Raw genomic sequence first — 23,718 nt, forward strand, 5'->3', positions numbered from 1 at the left:
CAGCCTGCGACGAGCGGTCGGCGACCGCCCGTGGTGCCCGACGTCGTCGGGCAGCCGGGCGCGGACGTCGGCAAGCGAGGTGGTACCGCGGCGAGCCCGCCCCTGGGTGGGGGAGTCGTCCTCGCAGGAGAGCACGACCGACCCGTACCACCGCGGCGTCCCGGACGCCGACCGCTACTCATCGGAGCATGAGACCCATGGCCTACCCGCTGCACCGCGCACCCGAGAAGACTCAGACCCCGGGCGCCGCGTTCGGCATCCCCGCCTCACCGGACCTTCCCGCGCTCGAGCGCGAGGTGCTCTCGTACTGGGACACGGACGACACGTTCCGCGCCTCGGTCGAGCGCAACCCTGCCGGGGAGAACGGCGACAACGAGTTCGTCTTCTACGACGGCCCGCCGTTCGCCAACGGGCTGCCCCACTACGGGCACCTGCTCACGGGGTACGCGAAGGACGTCGTCCCGCGCTACCAGACGATGCGCGGCAGGCACGTCGAGCGCCGCTTCGGCTGGGACACGCACGGCCTGCCCGCGGAGCTCGAGGCGATGGACCAGCTCGGGATCAAGACCAAGGAGGAGATCCTCGAGCTGGGGATCGAGCGGTTCAACGACGCGTGCCGCGCGTCGGTGCTCAAGTACACGAGCGAGTGGCGCGACTACGTGACCCGCCAGGCGCGCTGGGTGGACTTCGACAACGACTACAAGACGCTCGACCCCCGCTTCATGGAGTCGGTGCTGTGGGCGTTCAAGCAGCTCCACGAGAAGGGCCTCGTGTACGAGGGCTTCCGCGTGCTGCCCTACTGCTGGAACGACCAGACGCCGCTGTCGAACCACGAGCTGCGCATGGACGAGGACGTCTACCAGGCCCGCCAGGACCCGGCCGTGACGGTCGGCCTGCGGCTCGAGACGGGCGAGCTCGCGCTCGTCTGGACGACGACGCCCTGGACCCTGCCCTCGAACCTCGTCGTCATGGTCGGCCCGGACATCGACTACGTCGTCGTCGAGTCGTCGGCGACAGGCACGAAGGAGCGGTACGTCCTCGCCGCCGAGCGCCTCGCGGCGTACGCGCGCGAGCTCGCCGACGAGGGCGTCGAGGACGTGAGCACGCAGGTCGTCGAGCGGCTCAAGGGTTCCGACCTCCTCGGGCGCTCCTACACCCCGCCGTTCTCGTACTACGCGGGCCACACGAACGCGCACCGCGTCGTCGAGGCCGACTTCGTCACGACGACGGACGGCACGGGCCTCGTGCACGGCGCCGGAGCGTTCGGCGAGGACGACAAGGTCGTCTCGGACCGCGAGGGCATCGAGCCGGTGCTGCCCGTCGGGCCGGACGGGAGGTTCACGTTCCCGGTCGTCGACTACGAGAGCCTGCAGGTCTTCGACGCGAACGCGCTCATCATCGACCACCTCAAGGGGCGCACGCGGTACGACGCCGTCGTCGCGCAGCACGGTCGCGAGAGCGAGGAGGTGCCCGACGTCGCGCTGGGCGCCACGAGCCCGGGCACGGTGCTGCTGCGCCGCGAGTCGTACGCGCACTCCTACCCGCACTGCTGGCGCTGCCGGCAGCCGCTCATCTACATGGGCGTGTCGTCGTGGTTCGTGGCGGTCTCCACGTTCAAGGACCGGATGGTCGAGCTCAACGAGCAGATCTCCTGGACGCCCGAGCACATCCAGCACGGCCAGTTCGGCAAGTGGCTCGAGAACGCGCGCGACTGGTCGATCACGCGCAACCGCTTCTGGGGCAGCCCCGTCCCGGTGTGGAAGTCGGACGACCCCGCGTACCCGCGCGTCGACGTCTACGGGTCCTTCGACGAGATCGAGCGCGACTTCGGCACGCTCCCGCGCGACGAGCACGGCCGGCCGGACCTGCACCGCCCGTTCGTCGACCGCCTCACGCGGCCGAACCCGGACGACCCGACGGGCCGGGCGACCATGCGCCGCGTCGAGGACGTCCTCGACGTCTGGTTCGACTCGGGGTCGATGCCGTACGCGCAGGTGCACTACCCGTTCGAGAACACCGACTGGTTCGAGCACCACAACCCCGGCGACTTCATCGTCGAGTACATCGGCCAGACGCGCGGGTGGTTCTACACGCTCCACGTGCTCGCCACGGCGCTGTTCGACCGCCCCGCGTTCCGCTCGGCCGTCTCGCACGGGATCGTGCTCGGCTCCGACGGCCGCAAGATGAGCAAGTCGCTGCGCAACTACCCGGACGTCAACGAGGTCTTCGACCGCGACGGCTCCGACGCGATGCGCTGGTTCCTCATGAGCTCGCCCATCCTGCGCGGCGGCAACCTCGTCGTCACCGAGGACGGGATCCGCGACGCCGTGCGCCAGGTGCTGCTCCCGCTGTGGAGCACGTACTACTTCTTCACCCTGTACGCGAACAGCTCGAAGTCGCAGGCGCGGAGCGGCGGCGCGGTGCCCGACGGCGGCGGGTACGTCGCGCGGAAGGTGTCGCCCGAGCGCGTGGCCGGGCTCCCGGCGCTCGACCGCTACCTGCTCGCGCGCACCCACGACCTCGTGGTGCGCGTGACCGAGCAGCTCGACGCGTACGACATCGCGGGCGCGTGCGAGAGCGTGCGCGAGCACCTCGACGTCCTGACCAACTGGTACGTGCGCACGCAGCGCGACCGGTTCTGGGCCGAGGACGCCGACGCGTTCGACACGCTCTACACCGCGCTCGAGACGCTCACGCGCGTCATGGCGCCGCTCGCCCCGCTGCTCACGGAGGAGGTGTGGCGCGGCCTGACGGGCGGGCGGTCGGTGCACCTCACCGACTGGGCCACCCCCGGCGAGGGGGCAGACGCGGCCCTCGCGGCGGACGACGCGCTCGTCGCCGCGATGGACGAGGTGCGCGCCGTCGCGTCGGCAGCGCTCGGTCTGCGCAAGGCCCACCAGCTCCGGGTGCGCCAGCCGCTCGCGCGGCTGACCGTCGTCGTCGACGACCCCGAGGCGCTCGCGCCGTACACGGACCTGCTGGCGCGCGAGCTCAACGTCAAGGCCGTCGAGCTCGAGTCGACCGACTCCGACGCCGCGGAGCGGTTCGGCGTCACGCAGCGCCTCGCGGTCAACGCCCGTGCGGCGGGTCCGCGGCTCGGTCGCGGCGTCCAGGCCGTCATCAAGGCGTCGAAGGCCGGCGCGTGGCGCGTGGACGACTCGGACGTCGTCGTCGTGACGACGGACGACGGCGACGTCGCGCTGCTGCCCGCCGAGTACGAGCTGACGACCGTCGTCGCGGCCGCGGGCGCGGCCAGCGCCGAGGCGCCGGGCGTCGCGGCCGCGGTGCTCGCGGGCGGAGGGTTCGTCGTGCTCGACCTCGTGCTCGACGACGTCCTGCTCGCCGAGGGCTACGCGCGCGACGTCATCCGTGACGTGCAGGACGCGCGCAAGGCCGCCGGTCTCGACGTCGCGGACCGCATCCGCCTCGCGCTCGACGTGCCGGGCGAGTGGCTCGTCGCGGTCGACGAGCACCGGGAGCTCGTCGCCCGCGAGACTCTCGCTGTCGAGGTCGTCGTCGAGACGTCGCCGACGGACGCGCGCGCGGTCCGCGTGGAGAAGGTCGACGGCACGTCGACGGGAACCGCGCAGGACTTCGACATGGTCGAGGGGGCGAACCTGTGAGCGCGGCTCGCGGTGGCGCGGGGCGCCGGCAGGACGCGGGGTCCGCACGCCGGGACGCCCGCGCGGCAGCGGAGGATGCCGCCGCGCAGGCGGACCTGGACCGGGTCTACGGGCACATCCTCGCCCGCGCGCCCGAGCACGACTTCGACCCGACGATCGACCGGGTGCGCAGGCTCTTCGAGCTGCTCGGCGACCCGCAGCACTCGTTCCGGTCCATCCACCTCACGGGCACCAACGGCAAGACGAGCACCGCGCGCGTCGCGGAGCGGCTGGTGCGCGAGCACGGCCTGCGGACCGGACTGTTCACGAGCCCGCACCTGACGAGCGTCACCGAGCGCATCGTCGTGGACGGGGAGCCGCTCTCACCCCGGCGATTCGTCGAGGTGTGGGACGACGTGTACCCCTACGTGCAGGTGGTCGACGCGGAGCTCGCCGCGGTGGGGCAGTCGCAGCTCAGCTTCTTCGAGGTGCTCACGGGCGTCGCCTTCGCGGCGTTCGCCGACACGCCCGTCGACGTCGCGATCGTCGAGGTCGGCATGGGCGGCGAGTGGGACTCGACCAACGTGGTCGACGCCGAGGTCGCCGTCGTGACGCCCGTCGCGCTCGACCACGAACGGTGGCTGGGCAGCACGCTCGAGGAGATCGCCACCGTCAAGGCGGGGATCGTCAAGGACGGCGCGACCGTCGTCTCGGCGGAGCAGCGCCCGGAGGTCGAGGAGGTGCTGCGGTCCCGCGCCGAGCGTGTGGGCGCGCACCTGCTCCGCGAGGGCGTGGACCTCGAGGTCGCGCAGCGTCACGTGGCCGTGGGCGGGCAGCTGCTCGACCTGCGCACCCCTGCTGCGCTCTACACCGAGATCTTCCTCCCGCTGCACGGTGCGCACCAGGCGCACAACGCGCTGCTGGGTCTCGCCGCCGTCGAGGCGCTGCTCGGCGGGCGTTCCCTCGACGGCCAGATCGTCGAGACGGCGTTCGCCGACGTGACGTCCCCAGGCCGGCTCGAGGTCGTGCGGTCCAGCCCGACCGTGCTGGTCGACGCCGCGCACAACGCCGCGGGCGCCGAGGCGCTCGTGGCCGCTCTCGACGAGGCGTTCGACCTGGACCGCCTCGTGGGCGTGGTGGCGATCATGGGGGACAAGGACGCGGAGGCTCTCCTCGCCGCGCTCGAGCCGGTGCTCGCGGAGGTCGTCGTGACCCGCAACAGCTCCGACCGCTCCGCCGACCCGACGGAGCTCGCGGAGCTCGCCGCCGACATCTTCGGCGAGGACCGCGTGCACAGCACCGAGCGCCTCGACGCGGCCCTCCAGATGGCGGTCGACCTCGCGGAGCGCGGCGACACCGTCGGCGTCGGTGTGGGCTCGGGCGTCCTCGTCACGGGGTCCGTCGTGACCGTCGCGGACGCGCGGATCCTCCTCGGGCGGGGCTGACCTCGCGCCGACCGTCGTACGGTGCCCCGGTGACGCGTGCCGTGCGGCGCGCGCCGCCGGGGTGTTGTTTGATGGTCTCGACGAGGCCGCAGGACGGCCGGGTCGCGCGGGGGGACACCGGCGCTCCGGAGCGCCGGAGGACCGGACCGACGGAGGGATGACCGGTGAAGAAGCTGCTGAACGACCCCCAGGACGCGGTGACGGAGTCCCTCGAGGGCTTCGGTCAGGCGCACGCCGACCTCGTCGAGGTGCACCTCGCGCCACCGTACGTGTCGCGCGCCGGGGGTGCGGTCCCGGGCAAGGTCGGGCTCGTCTCGGGCGGGGGCTCAGGCCACGAGCCGTTGCACGCGGGCTTCGTCGGGCTCGGCATGCTCGACGCCGCCGTCCCGGGTGCGGTGTTCACCTCGCCCACGCCCGACCAGATCGCCCCGGCGGTCCTCGGCGCGGACTCGGGCGCGGGCGTCCTCGTGATCGTCAAGAACTACACGGGCGACGTCCTCAACTTCGAGACGGCCGTCGAGCTCGTCGAGGCGGAGGGGACGCAGGTCACGAGCATCCTCGTCAACGACGACGTCGCGGTCGAGGACTCGCTGTACACCGCGGGGCGCCGCGGCGTCGCCGGGACGGTGGCGGTCGAGAAGATCGCCGGCGCGGCCGCCGAGCGCGGTGACGACCTGGGGGCGGTCACCGAGATCGCGGGGCGCGTGGTGGCGAACGTGCGCTCCATGGGCGTCGCGCTCACCGCGTGCACGGTGCCGCACGTCGGCAAGCCGAGCTTCGACCTCGGCGACGACGAGGTCGAGATCGGCATCGGCATCCACGGCGAGCCGGGCCGGCACCGGATCCCGCTCGCGACCGCCGACGAGATCACCCAGCGCCTCGTCGACCCCGTCGCGGACGACCTCGGTCTCACGGACGGCGAGGACGTGTTGCTGTTCGTTAACGGAATGGGCGGTACGCCGTCGTCCGAGCTGTACGTCGTCTATCGTCAGGCGAGGAGGCTGCTCGAGGGGCGCGGCGTACGGGTGACGCGCTCGCTCGTCGGCAACTACGTCACGTCGCTGGAGATGCAGGGTGCCTCGGTCACCGTGCTGCGCCTGGACGACGAGCTCACCGCTCTGTGGGACGCTCCCGTCCACACGGCCGCGATGCGCTGGTGACGGGTCGGGGGACCTGTTCGGGTGGTCTCCGGAGCCGGTGGTACAACCGGCTCGACGGCGAGAGAGGTGGGGCATGACGCTGGACGTGGCCTGGGCGGACCGATGGACTCGGCTGAGCGCGGAGCGCATCGCCGCGGCACGCGGCGAGCTGACGGAGCTCGACCGGCAGATCGGTGACGGAGACCATGGCGAGAACCTCGACCGGGGGTTCCGAGCGGTGGTCGCCAAGCTCGACGGTGCCGAGTCCCCGGACCAGATCGGCGACCTCCTGAAGCTCGTGGCCACCACGCTGATGTCGTCGGTGGGTGGCGCGTCAGGACCGCTCTACGGCACGGCGTACCTGCGTGCGGCCAAGGTGACCGGGCTCGCCGAGCTCGACGCCCACGGGGCGGTCGCGCTGCTCGAGGGGGCGCTCGAGGGCATCACCGCCCGCGGCAAGGCCCAGGTCGGCGAGAAGACGATGGTCGACGCGTGGCAGCCCGCCGTCGACGCCGCGGAGTCGGCCGCCGACGCGGGCGCCACCACGGCCGAGGTGCTCGCCGCTGCGGCGACGGCAGCGCGTGCGGGTGCCGAGGCGACGGTCCCTCTCGTCGCGACGAAGGGCCGCGCGAGCTACCTGGGGGAGCGCAGCGCGGGTCACCAGGATCCTGGTGCGACGTCCACCGCGATCCTTCTCGAGGCCGCGCGCGACGCGGCGGCGGCGTGAGCCCCGGAGCGGTCGGCGTGACGGAAGGTCCCGCGATCGCCCCGGTCGGGCGCGCCCGGGTGGCGCTCGTCCTCGTCTCCCACTCGCAGCGTCTCGCGCAGGGAGCGGTCGAGCTGTCGGCCCAGATGGCACCGGGCGTCCTGCTGCTCGCCGCGGGCGGGACCGACGACGGCGGACTCGGGACGAGCTACGACCGGGTCTCCGGCGCGATCGGGGAAGCGCTCGCCGCCGCCGACGGCGTGGTCCTGCTGGCGGACCTCGGGTCGGCGGTCATGACGGTCGAGTCGGTCCTCGACCTGGAGGACGGCTACGACGGCCGCGTCCGGCTCGCCGACGCGCCGTTCGTCGAGGGGGCGGTCGCCGCGGCGGTCACGGCCCACGGCGGCGGGGACGTCGCCGCTGTGCACGCGTCCGCCGAGCACGCAGGGAGCACGTTCGCGGTCGCCGCGGTCGACGAGGCCGCGACCGCCGTCGGGACGGAGTCGCCGCACGGCGACGGCGCGGCCCGTGCGACCGTGACCCTGCGCAACCCGCTCGGTCTGCACGCGCGACCGGCCGCGGTGCTCGCCCGTCTCGCCGCGGGGTTCGACGCGAGCGTGTCGATCAACGGTGTCAACGGCGCGAGCGTGCTCGAGCTCATGAAGCTGGGCGCGACCGGCGGGCAGGAGCTCGTCGTGTCGGGGGAGGGCGCGCAGGCGGTCGAGGCGGTGCGAGCCGTCGTCGAGGCGGTCGACGGAGGCTTCGGAGAGGCCTGACCGTGTGACGGTCGTCACGCGGTATTGCAGTTGATGCAAATTTGCACGGGATGCAAGAATAGTGGACGTGCAGACGACCTCTTCCGCCGCGCCCGCGCTTGCGCGCGGCCCGGTGGCCGCGCTGACGGAGCGCGCCGCAGCCTGCCTGGCGCCCGCGCCCGGCGGGCTGCGCGCGCGCAAGAAGCAGCAGCGTCACGAGGCGCTCGTCGACGCCGCGCAGGAGCTCGTCCTCGAACGCGGGCTCGACGCCGTGACGGTCGAGGACATCTGCGCCCAGGTCGGGGTCTCGCCGCGGACGTTCTTCAACTACTTCTCGTCGAAGGACGACGCCGTGCTGGGCGCGGAGGACGTCGCCGTGCGACCGGAGACCGCGGCCGCGTTCGTCGCGGGCGGGCCGACCGGCGCGCTGCTCGACGATCTCGAGGTCGTCGTCGCCGACCTGCTCGTGCACCAGCCCCTGACGCCCGAGCGGATGGCCCGCACGCTCGAGCTCCTGCAGCGCGAACCTCGGCTCCTCACGCACCACATGACCTGGATGGACGGCCACCGTGCGCAGCTCATCGAGCTGTTCGAGGCACGTCGTCACGCGCACCCGTTCGTCCCCGACCCCGAGCTCCTCGCGCTGGTCGTCATGAGCCTGCTCCACGCGAGCACGCGCGAGTGGCACAAGGACCAGGACGCCGCGATGGTCGCCCACCTCCGGAACGTCGTCGACCAGCTCCGAGCGCTCCTGCAGGACACCGCCCGGACCTGAGCCGGTATCCGCGCGACGCTCCGGCGTCGCGCACGAATCGTCGAGGCGGCCCCACGGTCCGGCCTCGTCCAGCACCTCCCACCCGACGACGGGCCCGGCTCGCGCCCGTCGCGGCGCGCACCGGACCGTCCCGAACCGAAGCGGAACCCCATGGCCTCCCCCACCACGGCGTCGCCCCCGGCGCCGACCGAGAGCGGCAAGCCGCTCATCGTCCTGACCCCGCGCACCGTGTGGGTGATCTTCGGCGCGCTCATGGCGTCGATGTTCCTGTCCTCGCTCGACCAGTCGATCGTCGGCACCGCGATGCCGACGATCGTCGGCGAGCTCCACGGCGTCGAGCACCAGGGCTGGGTCATCACGGCCTACATCCTCGCGATCGCGATCGTCATGCCGCTCTACGGCAAGTTCGGCGACCTGTGGGGGCGGCGCTGGCCGTTCCTCGTCGCGATCGGGCTCTTCACGATCGCGTCCGCGGGCGCTGGCTTCGCGCAGTCGTTCCCCGAGCTCGTCGCCTGGCGCGGCGTGCAGGGTCTCGGCGGCGGCGGCCTCATGATCCTGTCGCAGGCGATCATCGCCGACATCGTCCCCGCGAAGGACCGCGGGAAGTACATGGGCCCCATGGGCGCCCTGTTCGGTATCGCCGCCGTCATCGGCCCGCTCCTCGGCGGCTGGTTCACCGAGGGCCCGGGCTGGCGCTGGGCGTTCTGGATCAACGTCCCCATCGGCGTCGCCGCGTTCGTCGTCGCGTGGGTCGCGCTCAAGCTCCCGTCGCACCGCTCGGGCCGCAAGATCGACGTCGCCGGCATCTTCTTCCTCGTCGTTGCCACGTCCGGCATCGTCCTCGTCACGAGCTGGGAGTCCCTCACCACCTCCGCCGGCTACGACTGGTCCGACCCGTGGCTGATCGGCCTCGTCGCCGCCGTCGTCGTGTCGGTCGCCGCGTTCATCCTCGTGGAGAACCGCGCCGAGGAACCGCTGCTCCCGCTGCACCTGTTCAAGAACCGCACCTTCACGATCGCGACCCTCATCGGCCTCGTGCTCGGCATGGGCATGTTCTCCGCCCTCGCGTTCCTCCCGACGTTCCTGCAGATGTCGACGGGCGCCGGGGTCACCGAGTCCGGCTTCCTCATGCTCCCGATGATGGTCGGCGTCATGCTCACCGCCATCGGCTCCGGTATCGCGATTACGAAGACCGGCCGCTACAAGATCTACCCCGTGCTCGGCCTCGCGATCACCGCCGCCGGCATGATGTGGCTCACCCGGATCACCGGCGACATGTCGATGCTGCTGTTCGGAGCGATGATCTTCGTCATGGGCGCCGGCATGGGCCTCGTGATGCAGACGATCGTCCTCGCCGTGCAGAACTCCGTCGACCCGCACGAGCTCGGCACCGCCACGAGCGCGAACAACTTCTTCCGCGAGATCGGCGCCGCCGTCGGCACGGCGCTGTTCAGCACCATCTTCACGTCGCGCCTCGCCGACAACCTCGAGGGCGTCTTCGCAGGACTGCCTGCCGGATCGGTGCCCGCCGGCGCGGAGGGCTCGTCCCTCACCCCCGAGATGGTCCAGCAGCTCCCGGAGCCGATCCACACCGGGGTCGTCGACGCGTTCACGGACGCCCTCGCCCCGGCGTTCTGGTACCTCGTGCCGCTCGTGCTGGTCGGCTTCGTCCTCGCGCTGTTCCTGCGTGAGGTCAAGCTCTCCGACGTCGCGGGGATGGTCGCGCGCGGCGAGGCCGTCGCCGACCACGGAGACCTCGTCGAGGGCGGGACCGTCGCCGTGGCGGCGTCCTCGGCACCCGCGTCGGACGGGGCCACGGCGCAGGCGACGGCCCCCGACGGCGGGGCGTCTCGCGACCGGGCGCGCGACGACGCGCCGGTATCCTGACGGGGTGAGCACCCCACCGTCGCAGCCCGCCGCGCAGCCGTCCCGCTACGGACGCGCGGCGGGCCCGGTGCGCCCGTCCCCGGGCGACCGGATCAAGCCCAAGAAGCCCGCGAAGGTCCAGTTCGCCTCGACGACCCTCGTGCTCGAGGCGTTCGTCGTGGTGTTCGCCACCCTCGCCGCCTACGGGCTGCGCGACGTCCCGTACTCACGGGGCCCCCTCGAGCTGCCCAGCGCGACGGCGATCTGGGTCGTGGGCGGGGCGCTCGCGCTCGTCCTCCTCGTGCTCTCCCGCATGGTCGGCACGCCCGGCGGGTACGTCGCCGGTTCGGTCGTGCAGGTGCCGGTGCTCGCGTTCGGGCTGGTGGTGCCCATGATGTTCGTCGTCGGCGGGATCTTCGTCGTGCTGTGGATCGTGGCGATCCGGCTCGGCGGGCGCATCGACCGCGAGCGCGCTGCGTACGACGCCGAGCACCCCGACACCGCGCCCAACGCCGGCTGAGACCGGCTCCCGGACCAGGGCAGCGCGGCCGGTAGGCTCGGCGACCATGACCGACGTCGCACCCGCACTGACCGAGACCATCGAGCGCACCCTCATCCTCGTCAAGCCCGACGGCGTCCGCCGCGGCCTGTCCGGCGAGATCCTGCGGCGCGTCGAGGCCAAGGGGTACACCCTCGCCGCCGTCCGGCTCCTCGACGCCTCCCCGGAGACCCTCGCCGCGCACTACGCCGAGCACGAGGGCAAGCCGTTCTACCAGCCGCTCGTCGACTTCATGCTCTCGGGCAAGATCCTCGCGGTCGTCGCCGAAGGCCAGGGCGTCATCCCCGGCTTCCGGTCCCTCGCCGGCGCGACCAACCCGACCGAGGCGCTGCCCGGCACGATCCGCGGCGACCTCGGCCGCGACTGGGGTCTGAAGGTCCAGCAGAACCTCGTCCACGGCTCCGACTCGCCCGAGTCCGCCGCGCGCGAGATCGCGCTCTGGTTCCCCGAGCTCGGCTGACACCTCGCCGCTTTCGCCTCTCCTCCGCCGACGCCTGCGCGAGGGTGGGGCGGACCGTGGCGGGTCTACCATCCGCCCGCTCGTTCCTCGCGGGCTCCCGCCAGACCCACCACGACCCGCCACGGTCCGCCCCACCCCCGCTCGGGCGTCGGCTCCCCGTCGTGTCGCCCCGCCCGCGTCACCCCTCAATCCGGTGATGGCTCTCCACCCGCCGAACCCGGGCATGCGGGGTAGTTCGAGACTGTCCTGGCATGAAACCAGGGGTTCCGTCGTGCGGGTGGCCCGCGTGCGGCCGCGCGGGGCGTGGGTCCGCGGCTTCGTGGGGAGCGCGCACTAGGCTCGGGCCCGTGCACCTCAAGACGCTGACGCTCCGGGGCTTCAAGTCGTTCGCCTCGGCGACGACGTTGAGCTTCGAGCCCGGGGTGACCTGCGTCGTCGGGCCGAACGGGTCGGGCAAGTCGAACGTCGTCGACGCGCTCGCGTGGGTCATGGGGGAGCAGGGCGCCAAGACGCTGCGCGGCGGGAAGATGGAGGACGTCATCTTCGCCGGGACGTCGGGGCGGCCTCCGCTCGGCCGTGCCGAGGTGGCGCTGACGATCGACAACACCGACGGCGCGCTGCCGATCGAGTACACCGAGGTGACGATCTCGCGGACGCTGTTCCGCAACGGCGGGTCGGAGTACGCGATCAACGGGTCGCCGTGCCGGCTGCTCGACATCCAGGACCTGCTGTCCGACTCGGGACTCGGCCGCGAGATGCACGTGATCGTCGGGCAGGGGCAGCTCGACGCCGTCCTGCGCGCGACGCCGGAGGACCGGCGCGGCTTCGTCGAGGAGGCCGCCGGGGTGCTCAAGCACCGCAAGCGCAAGGAGAAGGCGCTCCGCAAGCTCGACGCGATGCAGGCCAACCTCACCCGCCTCGCCGACCTCACGACGGAGATCCGGCGACAGCTCGGGCCGCTCGGGCGGCAGGCGGAGATCGCGCGCAAGGCCGCGACGATCCAGTCCGACCTGCGTGATGCGAAGGCACGCCTCCTCGCGGACGACCTCGCCCAGCTGACCGCCACGCTGGAGCAGGAGATCGCGGACGAGGCCGCGCTGCGCGCGAAGCAGGCGGACGCCGAGCGTGACCTCGCCGCGGCGCGCGACCGCCTCGGTGCACTGGAGCGGGAGGCCGCGGAGGCGGCCCCGGCGCTCGGGGCCGCGACCGACGTCTGGTACCGGCTGTCCTCGCTGCGCGAGCGGCTGCGCGGCACCCAGACGCTCGCCGAGGAGCGCGTACGGCTCCTCGGGAGCCCCGAGCCCGCGCAGCGCGGCCAGGACCCGGACGAGCTCGAGGCCCAGGCCGAGCGCGTGCGCGTGACGGAGGCAGAGCTCGAGGCGGAGGTCGAGCGCGCGCGGACGGCTCTCGCCGCGGTCGTGAGCGAGCGCGAGGACGCCGAGCGCGACGCGGGCGAGGCCGAGCGGGCGGTGGCGACGCTCCTGCGTGGCGCCGCCGACCGTCGCGAAGGTCTCGCGCGGCTCGCTGGCCAGGTCGCCGCGCAGCGCAGCCGCGTCGAGGCGGCCGAGGCCGAGATCGGGCGCCTGCGCGAGTCGCTCGCGGAGGCCGAGCGGCGCGGGTCGCAGGCGAGCACCGAGTTCGCGGTCCTCGAGACGCAGGTCGTCGGCGTCGAGGAGGGCGAGGAGGGGCTCGACGCCGAGCACGAGGCCGCGGCTGACGAGGTCGAGCGGACGACGGCCGCCGTGACGGCCCTGCAGGAGGAGGCCGCGGCGGCGGAGCAGGAGCGCGCGGCCCGGGCGGCGCGGATCGAGGCGCTCGAGCTGAGCCTCGACCGCAAGGACGGCGCCGGAGCGCTCCTCGCGGCGGACGGGATCGGCATCGTCGGGTCGCTCGCCGCGCTGCTGGGCATCGAGGCCGGCTACGAGGACGCGATCGCCGCCGCGCTCGGCCCCGCTGCGGACGCCGTGGCGGTCGAGTCGGTCGACGCGGCGGTCGACGCGCTGCGGTACCTGCGCACGGAGGACGCCGGGCGCGCGGGCCTGCTCGTCACTGACGGCGCTGACGGCACGGGCACGGCGACGGACGCGAGCGCGCGGTCCGAGGTCGCGCTGCCCGACGGCGCGCGGTGGGCCGTCGACGTCGTCACGGCGGCCGGCGGCGTCGGGGACACCGTGCGCGACCTGCTGTCCGACGTCGCCGTGGTCGACGACCTCGCCCAGGCGCGTGCCGTCGTCGCCGCGCACCCGCGGGTCGCCGTCGTGACGCGCGGGGGAGACCTGCTCGCCGCCGCGCGGGCGTGGGGCGGCTCGGCGTCGGCCCCGAGCGTCCTGCACCTGCAGTCGGCGCTCGACGAGGCGCGAGCGGGGCATGCCGACGCCGTCGCGCGCGCCGAGCGGGCACGCTTCGGGCTCGTCGGGGCACGCGAGGCGCAGGAGGAGACCCGGGCCCGCTACGACGAGACGCTCGACCGGCTCAACGAGTCCGACGCCCGGCTCGCGGCGGTGGCCGAGCAGCTCGGGCACCTCGGCGCGTCCGCGCGGTCCGCCGCCGCGGAGGCCGAGCGGGCGCGCTCGACGCTCGAGCGGGCGTCGCAGGGGCTGGACGAGGCGCGCGCGGCGCTCGCAGCGCTCGTCGAGCGCCTCGACGCCGCGGAGACCACCCCCGAGCAGACGGAGGACGCGGTCTCGGACGCGACGGCGGACCGCGACCGGCTCGCCGCGCACGCGTCCGCCGCACGGGCGCGCGAGACGGAGGCACGGCTCGCGCTGCGCACGAGCGAAGAGCGCTCGCGCGCCGTCGCCGGGCGTGCCCAGTCGCTCGCCCGCGCGGCCGCGGCTGAGCGCGAGGCGCGCGAGCGCGCGGCCCGGCGCGAGGCGGTCAGGGTCCGTCAGGCGCAGCGTTCCTCGACCGTGCGCGACGGCGCGGCGCGCGCCCTCGCGGTGCTCGAGCGGTCGCTCGTCCGTGCCGGCGGTGAGCGTGACGCGGCCGAGGCGGCCCGCGCGGAGCGCGACGCCGCGATCACCGCCGCGCGGGCCGAGGTGGACGCGCTCGCGGGGCGCCTGCGCGACCTGACCGACGTCGCGCACCGCGACGAGGTCGCACGGACCCAGCAGCAGCTGCGCATCGAGCAGCTCCAGGCGCGCAGCGTCGACGAGCTCGGTATCGACCCGGACGCGCTCGTGGAGGAGTTCGGTCCCCACCGCGACGTCCCTGTGGGCCCGGGGCCGGACGACGACGAGCCCCGCGCGGTGCCCTACGACCGGTCGCAGCAGGAGAAGCGGTTCAAGGCCGCGGAACGCGACCTCGGGCGCCTCGGGAAGGTGAACCCGCTCGCCCTGGAGGAGTTCGCGGCGCTCGAGGAGCGGCACAAGTTCCTCGCCGACCAGCTCGCCGACCTCAAGAAGTCGCGGTCCGACCTGCTCGAGATCGTCAAGGAGATCGACGAGCGCGTCGAGCGCGTGTTCACCGATGCCTACCGCGACACCGCCGAGCAGTTCGAGCGCGTGTTCGCCCGCATGTTTCCCGGCGGCGAGGGACGCCTCGTCCTCACCGACCCGGACGACATGCTCACGACGGGGATCGAGGTCGAGGCGCGGCCGGCGGGCAAGAAGGTCAAGCGGCTCTCGCTCCTGTCCGGCGGCGAGCGCTCGCTGACCGCGGTCGCGCTGCTCGTCGCGATCTTCAAGGCGCGGCCGTCGCCGTTCTACGTCATGGACGAGGTCGAGGCCGCGCTCGACGACGTGAACCTCGGTCGCCTCCTGGAGATCTTCCGCGAGCTGCAGGAGGACTCGCAGCTCATCGTCGTGACCCACCAGAAGCGCACGATGGAGATCGCCGACGCGCTCTACGGCGTGACGATGCGCGGCGACGGGGTGACGACGGTGATCAGCCAGCGGATGCGCGAGGTCCTGGAGGACGCCCCGGTGTGAGCCGTCTCACGCCCTTCCCGGCACCTGCCCTGACGTGGGCCGATGGCCGAGGATCGTTGCAATTCCGGGCCTTGTGAAGATGTGGTGCTGATCGGACGGCCCGGCGTGGCTCGGCTCGCGGACGCTCCTCGTGCCCGGATACTGGCTGCATGGTCTGGATGTTCGTGTGGTTGCTGATCACGCTCGGCGTCGCCGCCGTCGTGTTCCTCTTCGCGAGCGTCGTCGCGCGATCGGACGCGCCCGCTGCGGGCAGTGCGTCCGACGACCAGGGGCTGCGGGGGTTCTGGCGCAACTTCCGCTCGGGCATGCGGCGCGGGCGTCCGCGGGGTCGTATCGAGGGCCATCACGTCGGGACGGTGCGGATGCCGAAGCCCGTGGACACCGGCATCGAGGAGTTCTTCACGGCGACCGAGGTGAGCTCACGCGCCTACGTCGACGCCGAGGAGCTCACCGACGTCCTGCACCACGCGCGCGAGCGGGCCTCGCGCCCGTTCCACACCGGCGGCGGCCGGTCCCGCGACGCCTGACCGGCTGTCGGCGCTGCCGTCGCCGGGCGGCCACCGGGGCCCTCGTCTGAGAGACTGCCCGCGTGAACGACCTCCTCCCGCTCTGGATCGTCCTCGGCGTCATCCTCCTCGGCCTCGTCGTCGCAGGGACCGTCTCCGTCCGACGGCGCGGGCGGGGTGGGCCCACCCCGCCCGCCCCGCGTGCGACCGTCCCGCGCGGCAGCGCACCGGTCGACGTGGAGGCGGCGACGTCGGTCGAGACCGCACCGCCCGTCCTTCCTGAGACCGCGCCCGACGTCGTGCCGGACGCCGCCGCGCCCACCGTCGAGCGGCCCGAGCCGGTCGGGGGGCGTCTCGTCCGCCTGCGCGACCGCCTCGCGCGGTCCGGCTCGCCGTTCGGGGCGCGCCTGCTGTCGGTGCTCTCGCGCGACCACCTGTCGGAGGACGACTGGGACGAGCTCGAGGAGACGCTCCTGCTCGCCGACGTCGGTGCCGGTCCCGCGGGGGAGCTCATCGAGTCGCTGCGTACGAAGGTGCGCGTGCTGGGCGTGCGGGACGCGGCGAGCGTGCGCGCGCTGCTGCGCACCGAGCTCGTCGAGCTCGTCGACCCGTCGCTCGACCGGAGCCTCGCGACGACCCCGGTCGCCGGGGAGGACGGGCCGGTCCCGGCCGTCGTCCTGGTGGTCGGCGTGAACGGCACGGGCAAGACGACGACCGTCGGCAAGCTCGCGCGCGTGCTCGTCGCGGAGGACCGCAGCGTCGTGCTCGGCGCGGCCGACACGTTCCGTGCCGCGGCCGCGGACCAGCTCGAGACCTGGGGGTCGCGGGTCGGCGTGCCGACCGTGCGCTCCGACCGCGACGGGGCGGACCCGGCGGCGGTCGCGTTCGACGCCGTGCGCCGAGGCCGCACCGAGGGCGTGGACGTCGTGCTGGTCGACACCGCAGGGCGGCTGCAGAACAAGCAGGGCCTCATGGACGAGCTCGGCAAGATCCGGCGCGTCATCACCAAGGAGGCACCGCTGTCCGAGGTGCTCCTCGTGCTCGACGCGACGACGGGTCAGAACGGCCTCAACCAGGCGCGCGTCTTCGGCGAGGTCGCGGGCGTCACGGGCATCGTGCTCACGAAGCTCGACGGGACGGCGCGCGGGGGGATCGTCGTCGCCGTGCAGCGCGAGCTCGGCGTCCCGGTGAAGCTCGTCGGGCTCGGCGAGGGTCCCGACGACCTCGCGCCGTTCGACCCCGAGCAGTTCGTCGACGGGCTCCTGGGAGCCTGAGCGGCGGATCACGGGCAGGTCACGGAAGCGCCCGTCGTCTCACCCTGCGGGCGTCGGTAACGCAACGTTTACCGGCGCCCGCGTCGTGTCACGTGGACGTAACACGACGACCGTCCGCCGGAAACGCCCGACCTCGAACGTTGACCTCGGCCGGCCGGAGGGGTCGGAGTGCGAGGAGAGAGGGCGGTTCGATGTTCGAGCTGGATACTGGGAACACGGCGTGGATGCTCACGTCCGCGTCGCTCGTGCTGCTGATGACGCCGGGGCTGGCGTTCTTCTACGGCGGCATGGTGCGCGGCAAGAGCGTCCTCAACATGATGATGATGAGCTTCGGTGCCATCGGGGTCACCGGGCTCGTGTGGGTCCTCTACGGCTACTCCGGTGTGTTCGGGAGCGACCTCGGCGGCATCATCGGCAACCCCACCGAGTACTTCGGGCTCGCCGGGATGACGGACGAGGACAGCCTCATGGCGGCGACCGGCGTCCCCGCCCTCGTCGCGGTCGGATACCAGGCGACCTTCGCGATCATCACCGTCGCCCTCATCTCCGGCGCGATCGCCGACCGCGTGAAGTTCGGCACGTGGATCGCATTCACCGCGATCTGGGTCACGCTCGTCTACATCCCCGTCGCGCACATGGTCTGGGGCGGTGGGCTGCTCGGCGCCGACGGCATCACGAGCGGGCTCTCGACGCCGATCGACTTCGCCGGCGGCACGGTCGTCCACATCAACGCCGGCATCGCCGGCCTCGCCCTGGCTCTGGTGGTCGGCAAGCGCAAGGGCTTCGGTCGTGAGCCCATGCGACCCCACAACCTCCCGTTCGTCATGCTGGGCGCCGCGCTGCTGTGGTTCGGCTGGTTCGGCTTCAACGCGGGCTCCGAGTTCGGCGCCGACGGCGTCTCCGGCCGGGCCTGGCTCAACACCCTCGTCGCGACCGGCGTGGCGATGCTCGCGTGGCTCGTCACGGAGAAGCTCCGCGACGGTCACGCGACCTCGCTCGGTGCCGCGTCGGGTGTCGTCGCAGGACTCGTCGCCATCACGCCAGCGGCAGCGGCGGTCGACACCTTCGGCGCGATCGCGATCGGCCTGGTCGCCGGCGCGCTGTGCGCCCTCGCCGTCGGCCTGAAGTACCGCTTCGGCTTCGACGACTCGCTCGACGTCGTCGGTGTGCACCTCGTCGGTGGCCTGGTGGGCACGGTCCTCATCGGCTTCTTCGCCACGGACCAGAACTCGGCGTGGTACCCGGACGGCGCGCTCAACGGCCTCTTCTACGGAGGCGGTGTCACGCAGCTCGTCACACAGGTGATCGTCGCGGTCGTGGCCCTCGCCTTCTCCTTCGTCGTCACGTTCGTCATCGCGATCGCCCTCAAGGCGGTCGTCGGCTGGCGGGTCAGCGAGGACGCCGAGGTCGGCGGCATCGACCTCGCGGTGCACGGCGAGACCGGCTACGAGAACATCCCCCAGGGCAGCGTCATCAAGGAGGTGCGAGCATGAAGCTCGTCACGGGAATCATCCAGCCGCACCGTCTCGACGACGTGAAGTCGGCCCTCGAGGCCGCGGGCGTGCGGGGCATGACGGTCAGCGAGGCCAGCGGGTACGGCCGCCAGAAGGGCCACACCGAGGTCTACCGCGGCGCCGAGTACACGGTCGACCTGGTCCCCAAGGTCCGCATCGAGGTCCTCGTCGACGACGCCGACTCGACGGCCGTCACCGAGGTCATCGTCAAGGCCGCGCAGACCGGCAAGATCGGCGACGGCAAGGTCTGGACCGTCACGGTGGACGACGTCGCCCGGGTGCGCACGGGCGAGCACGGCCCGGGCGCGCTCTGAGGAGGCGGTACCCCGGATGACCGAGCACGTCGACACCCCGGCCACGGACGGGGTCGCGGGGGGATCGGCGGAGGGCTCGGACCGGCTCGCGGTCGAGCAGAGCGTGCAGGTCCCGCACCCCGAGGGGGTGCGGGGCCTCCGCGCGCGCATGCTCGAGCTCGCCCGGTCCATGAGCGGACCGGGCCGCAGCGGGGTCGCCCGCCGCGCAGCCGTCGTCGACCTCGTCACCACGGCGCTCCAGCACCTCTGGACGGACGCGACCGACGACGTCGCCCCCGACGGGATCGCGCTCGCCGCGGTCGGCAGCCTGGGCCGGGGCGACATGGGTCCCGCGAGCGACCTCGACCTCGTCCTCGTGCACGACGGCCGGAGCCACTCCACGGAGGAGGTCGCGCGGGTCGCCGAGCGGCTCTGGTACCCCCTGTGGGACGCCGGCGTCGACCTCGACCACTCCGTGCGGTCGCTCTCGCAGTGCCGACAGGTGGCGTCGAAGGACGTCCCGGCCGCGGTGGGCTGGCTCGACGTCCGCGCCGTGGCCGGGGACGCGCTCGTCGTCCACCGGGCGTCCTCCGCCGTGCTGACCGACTGGCGCTCGGCGTCGCGACGCCGGCTGCCCGACCTGCTCTCCTCGACCCGGGAGCGCGCCGAGCGCTCGGGCGAGCTCGCCTACCTCATCGAGCCGGACCTCAAGGAGTCGCGCGGCGGGATCCGGGACGCGGTCGTGCTGTCCGCGCTGGCCGCGACCTGGCTCACCGACCGCCCGCACGGGTCGGTCGACCGCGCCCACGCGCACCTCCTGGACGTGCGGGACTCGCTCCAGGTGGTCACCGGCCGGCACACGAGCCGGCTCCTGCTCGCCGACCTCGACGAGGTCGCCGCGCTCTCCGGGTTCGACGACCCCGACGAGCTGCTCGCGAGCCTCGCCGAGGCCGGACGCGAGATCTCCTACGCGCTCGACACGACGGTCCGCCGTGCACGCCAGGCGCTCCAGCGCCCGTCGGTCTCGCGCCGTCCGGTCCTCATCCGCGGGCGCCGGGCCGCACCCCGGCTCCGGTCCGTCGGGGACGGTCTCGTGGAGCACGACGGTGAGCTCGTGCTCGCGGTCGACGCCCACCCGGCCACCGACCCGCTGCTCTCGCTGCGCGCCGCCGCGACCGCCGCCCGCACGGGACTCACGCTCTCGCCGGTCTCCGTCACGAGCCTCGCCCAGTGCCCGCCGCTGCCCGAGCCGTGGCCCAAGGCCGCCCGGACGGCGCTCCTCTCCCTGCTCGGGTCCGGCCAGGCCCAGGTCGCGGTGTGGGAGGCGCTCGACCTGGCGGGCGTGGTCACGACCTGGATCCCCGAGTGGGCGGGCGTGCGCAACCGGCCGCAGCGCGCCGCGGTGCACCGCCACACGGTGGACCGCCACCTCGTCGAGGTCGTGGCGCGCGCGGCCCGCGACCGCAAGGACGTCGACCGGGGCGACCTGCTCCTGCTCGCGGCGGTCCTCCACGACATCGGCAAGCGCGCGGGTGCCGCCGACCACTCCGTCGAGGGCGCGCGCCTGGTGCCCGTGATCCTCGGGCGCATGGGCTTCGACCCGGACGTCGTGTCCGACGTCGAGCGGCTCGTCCGCCACCACCTCACCCTCTCGCGGCTCGCGGTGAGCGAGGACCCGGACGACCCGGCGACGGTCGCGGAGCTCGCCGAGGCGGTCGACCACCGGGCCGACCTGCTGGAGGTGCTGCGCGCGCTCACCGAGGCCGACGCGTCGTCGCTCGGTCCGAGCGCGTGGACCGCGTGGCGTGCACGGCTCGTCGACGACCTCGTGGGCGAGACGCTGCGCGTGCTGAAGGACCCGCACGCAGCCGGGTAGGCTGGACCCTCGCGGACGGTCCGTGCCGCGCCCTCGGGCGCGCAGGCCCCGCGGACGAGACTTCCGGCGACTGGTGAGGATGACGCGGTGTTCAACACGCTGTCGGACCGACTGACTTCGACCTTCAAGAACCTCCGTGCGAAGGGTCGGCTGTCCGAGGCGGACATCGACGCGACGATCCGGGAGATCCGGCGTGCGCTGCTCGACGCCGACGTCGCGGTGCCCGTCGTCCGAGAGTTCAGCGCCACCGTGCGCGAGCGGGCGCTCTCCTCCGAGGTCTCCGGCGCGCTCAACCCGGCGCAGCAGGTCGTCAAGATCGTCAACGAGGAGCTCGTGGGCATCCTCGGCGGCGAGAGCCGCGGGCTGCGGTTCTCGAAGAACCCGCCGACGGTGATCATGCTCGCGGGCCTCCAGGGCGCGGGAAAGACGACTCTCGCAGGCAAGCTCGCGCTGCACCTGCGCGAGCAGGGCCACACGCCGCTGCTCGTGGCGGCCGACCTCCAGCGCCCGAACGCTGTCACGCAGCTCACCGTCGTCGCGGAGCGTGCCGGCGTGCCGGTGTTCGCGCCGCACCCCGGCAACCAGAGCAGCGTCGAGGTCGACGACGTCATCGGCGACCCCGTCTCGGTCGCGCGCGACGGCGTCGACGCCGCCCGCCAGCGCCAGCACGACGTCGTCATCGTGGACACCGCAGGCCGCCTCGGTCTCGACGCCGTGCTCATGCAGCAGGCCTCGGACATCCGCGACGCGGTCCGGCCGGACGAGGTCCTGTTCGTCATCGACGCGATGATCGGCCAGGACGCCGTCACGACCGCGAAGGCGTTCGAGGAGGGCGTCGACTTCACGGGCGTCGTGCTCACCAAGCTCGACGGCGACGCGCGCGGTGGTGCCGCGCTGTCGGTCCGCGGCGTCACGGGACGGCCGATCCTCTTCGCGTCGACCGGTGAGAAGCTCACGGACTTCGAGGCGTTCCACCCGGACCGCATGGCCTCGCGCATCCTCGACATGGGCGACGTCCTGACCCTCATCGAGCAGGCCGAGAAGGCGTTCGACGCCGAAGAGGCCGCCAAGATGGCGGAGAAGGTCGCCTCCGGCGAGGACTTCACGCTCGCGGACTTCCTGGTGCAGATGCAGCAGATGAAGAACATGGGCTCGATGAAGAAGATGCTCGGCATGCTGCCGGGCATGGGCCAGATGCGGGAGGCCCTGGACAACTTCGACGAGCGCGAGGTCGACCGTATCGAGGCGATCATCCGCTCGATGACGCCCGCCGAGCGCGACAACCCGAAGATCCTCAACGGCTCGCGCCGCGCACGCATCGCGCGGGGGTCCGGCGTCAGGACGAGCGACGTCAACCAGCTCCTCGAGCGCTTCGCCGGCGCGCAGAAGATGATGCGGCAGATGAGCCGCGGCGGCGGCGTGCCCGGGATGCCGGGCATGGGCAACCTGCCGGGCATGGGCGGTAAGAAGGCCCGGGCTCGCCAGGCGCCGCAGCGCAAGGTCAAGGGCAAGTCCGGCAACCCGGCGAAGCGGGCGGCGCAGGAGCGTGCTGCCGCGGCGCGGGCGGCGGGCGAGGTCACGGGGCCGCCGGCATCCGCCGGCTCGGCGTTCGGGGTGGGCAGGACGGACGGACCCGCGCCCTCGACGCCGGACGACCTGCAGCTCCCTCCCGGGTTCGAGAAGCTGCTCGGTCGCTGACCTCGGGGCCGTCCGGAGCGGCGCCCGTGCCCCGCCACGGGTGCGACCCGCAGCCGCCCGGACGCTAGGTTGTGTCCGTGGTACCGACCCGGTGCCGCACTACGCCCGCGAGCGGGCTCGTCCTGCCCGACCTCACCCAGGAGCCGCATGTCCGCGCTGGAAGGCCCCTCGCTGCACGTCCGCGGCCGCGTCGTCGTCGGCGACGACCGCGAGGTCGGCGATCTCTGGGTCAAGGACGGGCGGATCAGCCTCACCCGCCCGTCGGCCCAGGGCACCAACATGGTCGAGCTCGAGGGCTGGGTGCTGCCGGGACTCGTCGACGTGCACTGCCACGTCGGCCTCGGCGCCCAGGGCGCGGTCGACGCGGCGACGGCGCAGGCGCAGGCCACCGCGGACCGCGACAGCGGCGTCCTGCTGGTGCGCGACGCGGGTTCCCCGCTCGACACGCGGTGGGTCCACGGGCGCCGCGACCTGCCGCGCCTCGTCCGCGCGGGCCGGCACCTCGCCCGCCCGAAGCGCTACCTGCGGCACTACGGTCTCGAGCTCGACGACGTCGCGCAGCTCCCCGAGGCCGTGCGCCGCGAGGCGCGCCACGGCGACGGCTGGGTCAAGCTCGTGGGGGACTGGATCGACCGGGACCTCGGCGCGGACGCCGACCTGCGCCCCCTGTGGCCCGACGACGTGCTCGCCGAGGCGGTCGCCGCCGCCCACGCGGAGGCCGCCCGGGTGACGGTCCACGCCTTCTCGGACGAGGTGATCCCCTCGCTGCTCGCCGCCGGCGTGGACGGCATCGAGCACGGCACGGGCATCCATCCCGACCTCATGTACGAGATCTCCGAGCGGGGGGTCGCGGTGACCCCGACGCTCCTGCAGGTGGGCCAGTTCGAGGCGATCGCGCAGCAGGCCGACGGGAAGTACCCCGTCTTCGCCGACCGCATGCGTCGCCTGCACGCCCGCCGCTACGACCAGGCCCGTGCGCTGTACGAGGCGGGGATCCAGATACTCGTCGGCACCGACGCGGGCGGGACGATCGGCCACGGGCGCCTCGCGGACGAGTGCGCGGAGCTCGTCGCGGCGGGAATCCCGACGGCGGCCGTCGTCGCGGCGGCGAGCTGGCAGGGGCGCGAGTACCTCGGCTACACGTCGCTCGTCGAGGGCGCGTCCGCCGACTTCGTCGTCTACCCCCAGGACCCCCGCGAGGACGTGGGCGTCCTGCGCGCGCCGACGGCGGTCGTCCTGCGCGGCGAGATCGTGGCCCCGGCGTCCTGAGCCGGGTTGGTCGGTGACCCACGGGTCTGGCACAATGACCCGGTACTCGGTG

17 protein-coding genes are annotated in these 23,718 nt (G+C 73.4%); all 17 read left to right on the plus strand.

The features are described from left to right. The first annotated feature begins 197 nt into the window (after positions 1-197). The 17 genes from ileS (at position 198) to AC4H2H_RS08115 (ending at position 23,666) form a co-directional block, all read left to right on the plus strand. Positions 198-3,623: an isoleucine--tRNA ligase gene (gene ileS / locus AC4H2H_RS08035; RefSeq protein WP_494370357.1), complete on the plus strand. Its 3,426-nt coding sequence runs from the start codon at positions 198-200 to the stop codon at positions 3,621-3,623. After that, the gene (locus tag AC4H2H_RS08040; protein WP_494370280.1) at positions 3,620-5,047 is read left to right on the plus strand and encodes a bifunctional folylpolyglutamate synthase/dihydrofolate synthase; all 1,428 of its coding nucleotides are present in this window, start codon (positions 3,620-3,622) and stop codon (positions 5,045-5,047) included. The genes ileS and AC4H2H_RS08040 overlap by 4 nt, the downstream gene beginning before the upstream one ends. Before the next feature lie 164 nt (positions 5,048-5,211). Continuing rightward, a complete protein-coding gene (gene dhaK, locus AC4H2H_RS08045) occupies positions 5,212-6,207 on the plus strand; it encodes a dihydroxyacetone kinase subunit DhaK (protein WP_494370281.1) in 996 nt (331 codons plus the stop codon). 73 nt (positions 6,208-6,280) lie between these two features. Further along, entirely contained in the window at positions 6,281-6,913 is a 633-nt protein-coding gene (dhaL, locus tag AC4H2H_RS08050) for a dihydroxyacetone kinase subunit DhaL (RefSeq protein ID WP_494370282.1), read from the plus strand. A 17-nt stretch (positions 6,914-6,930) separates the two neighbouring features. Beyond that, a complete protein-coding gene (gene dhaM, locus AC4H2H_RS08055; RefSeq protein ID WP_494370283.1) occupies positions 6,931-7,668 on the plus strand; it encodes a dihydroxyacetone kinase phosphoryl donor subunit DhaM in 738 nt (245 codons plus the stop codon). A 67-nt stretch (positions 7,669-7,735) separates the two neighbouring features. Then, positions 7,736-8,422, plus strand: coding sequence for a TetR/AcrR family transcriptional regulator (locus tag AC4H2H_RS08060; RefSeq protein WP_494370284.1), 687 nt, complete (start codon positions 7,736-7,738; stop codon positions 8,420-8,422). 150 nt (positions 8,423-8,572) lie between these two features. After that, positions 8,573-10,309, plus strand: a complete 1,737-nt coding sequence (locus AC4H2H_RS08065; protein ID WP_494370285.1) for an MDR family MFS transporter — start codon at positions 8,573-8,575, stop codon at positions 10,307-10,309. A gap of 4 nt (positions 10,310-10,313) precedes the next feature. Then, the gene (locus AC4H2H_RS08070; RefSeq protein WP_494370286.1) at positions 10,314-10,808 is read left to right on the plus strand and encodes a DUF4233 domain-containing protein; all 495 of its coding nucleotides are present in this window, start codon (positions 10,314-10,316) and stop codon (positions 10,806-10,808) included. Positions 10,809-10,854: 46 nt separating this feature from the next. After that, a complete protein-coding gene (gene ndk / locus AC4H2H_RS08075) occupies positions 10,855-11,307 on the plus strand; it encodes a nucleoside-diphosphate kinase (RefSeq protein ID WP_494370287.1) in 453 nt (150 codons plus the stop codon). A gap of 347 nt (positions 11,308-11,654) precedes the next feature. Continuing rightward, on the plus strand, positions 11,655-15,236 hold the full coding sequence (gene smc, locus AC4H2H_RS08080) for a chromosome segregation protein SMC (protein ID WP_494370288.1): 3,582 nt from the start codon (positions 11,655-11,657) through the stop codon (positions 15,234-15,236). 149 nt (positions 15,237-15,385) lie between these two features. Beyond that, positions 15,386-15,763: a hypothetical protein gene (locus AC4H2H_RS08085; protein WP_494370289.1), complete on the plus strand. Its 378-nt coding sequence runs from the start codon at positions 15,386-15,388 to the stop codon at positions 15,761-15,763. 62 nt (positions 15,764-15,825) lie between these two features. Continuing rightward, positions 15,826-17,016: a signal recognition particle-docking protein FtsY gene (ftsY, locus tag AC4H2H_RS08090; RefSeq protein WP_494370290.1), complete on the plus strand. Its 1,191-nt coding sequence runs from the start codon at positions 15,826-15,828 to the stop codon at positions 17,014-17,016. A gap of 191 nt (positions 17,017-17,207) precedes the next feature. Next, on the plus strand, positions 17,208-18,509 hold the full coding sequence (locus AC4H2H_RS08095) for an ammonium transporter (RefSeq protein ID WP_494370291.1): 1,302 nt from the start codon (positions 17,208-17,210) through the stop codon (positions 18,507-18,509). Beyond that, complete coding sequence (locus AC4H2H_RS08100; RefSeq protein WP_494370292.1) at positions 18,506-18,844, plus strand: P-II family nitrogen regulator; 339 nt, start codon at positions 18,506-18,508, stop codon at positions 18,842-18,844. Before AC4H2H_RS08095 ends, AC4H2H_RS08100 begins: the two co-directional genes overlap by 4 nt. A 16-nt stretch (positions 18,845-18,860) precedes the next feature. Next, the gene (locus AC4H2H_RS08105) at positions 18,861-20,699 is read left to right on the plus strand and encodes a [protein-PII] uridylyltransferase (protein ID WP_494370293.1); all 1,839 of its coding nucleotides are present in this window, start codon (positions 18,861-18,863) and stop codon (positions 20,697-20,699) included. An 87-nt stretch (positions 20,700-20,786) separates the two neighbouring features. After that, positions 20,787-22,397: a signal recognition particle protein gene (ffh, locus tag AC4H2H_RS08110; RefSeq protein WP_494370294.1), complete on the plus strand. Its 1,611-nt coding sequence runs from the start codon at positions 20,787-20,789 to the stop codon at positions 22,395-22,397. 147 nt (positions 22,398-22,544) lie between these two features. After that, positions 22,545-23,666 (plus strand): amidohydrolase family protein, encoded by a 1,122-nt coding sequence (locus tag AC4H2H_RS08115; RefSeq protein WP_494370295.1) that lies wholly within the window; start codon positions 22,545-22,547, stop codon positions 23,664-23,666. Positions 23,667-23,718 lie beyond the last annotated feature (52 nt).

This window comes from Cellulosimicrobium sp. BMG9.22, from assembly GCF_059159975.1.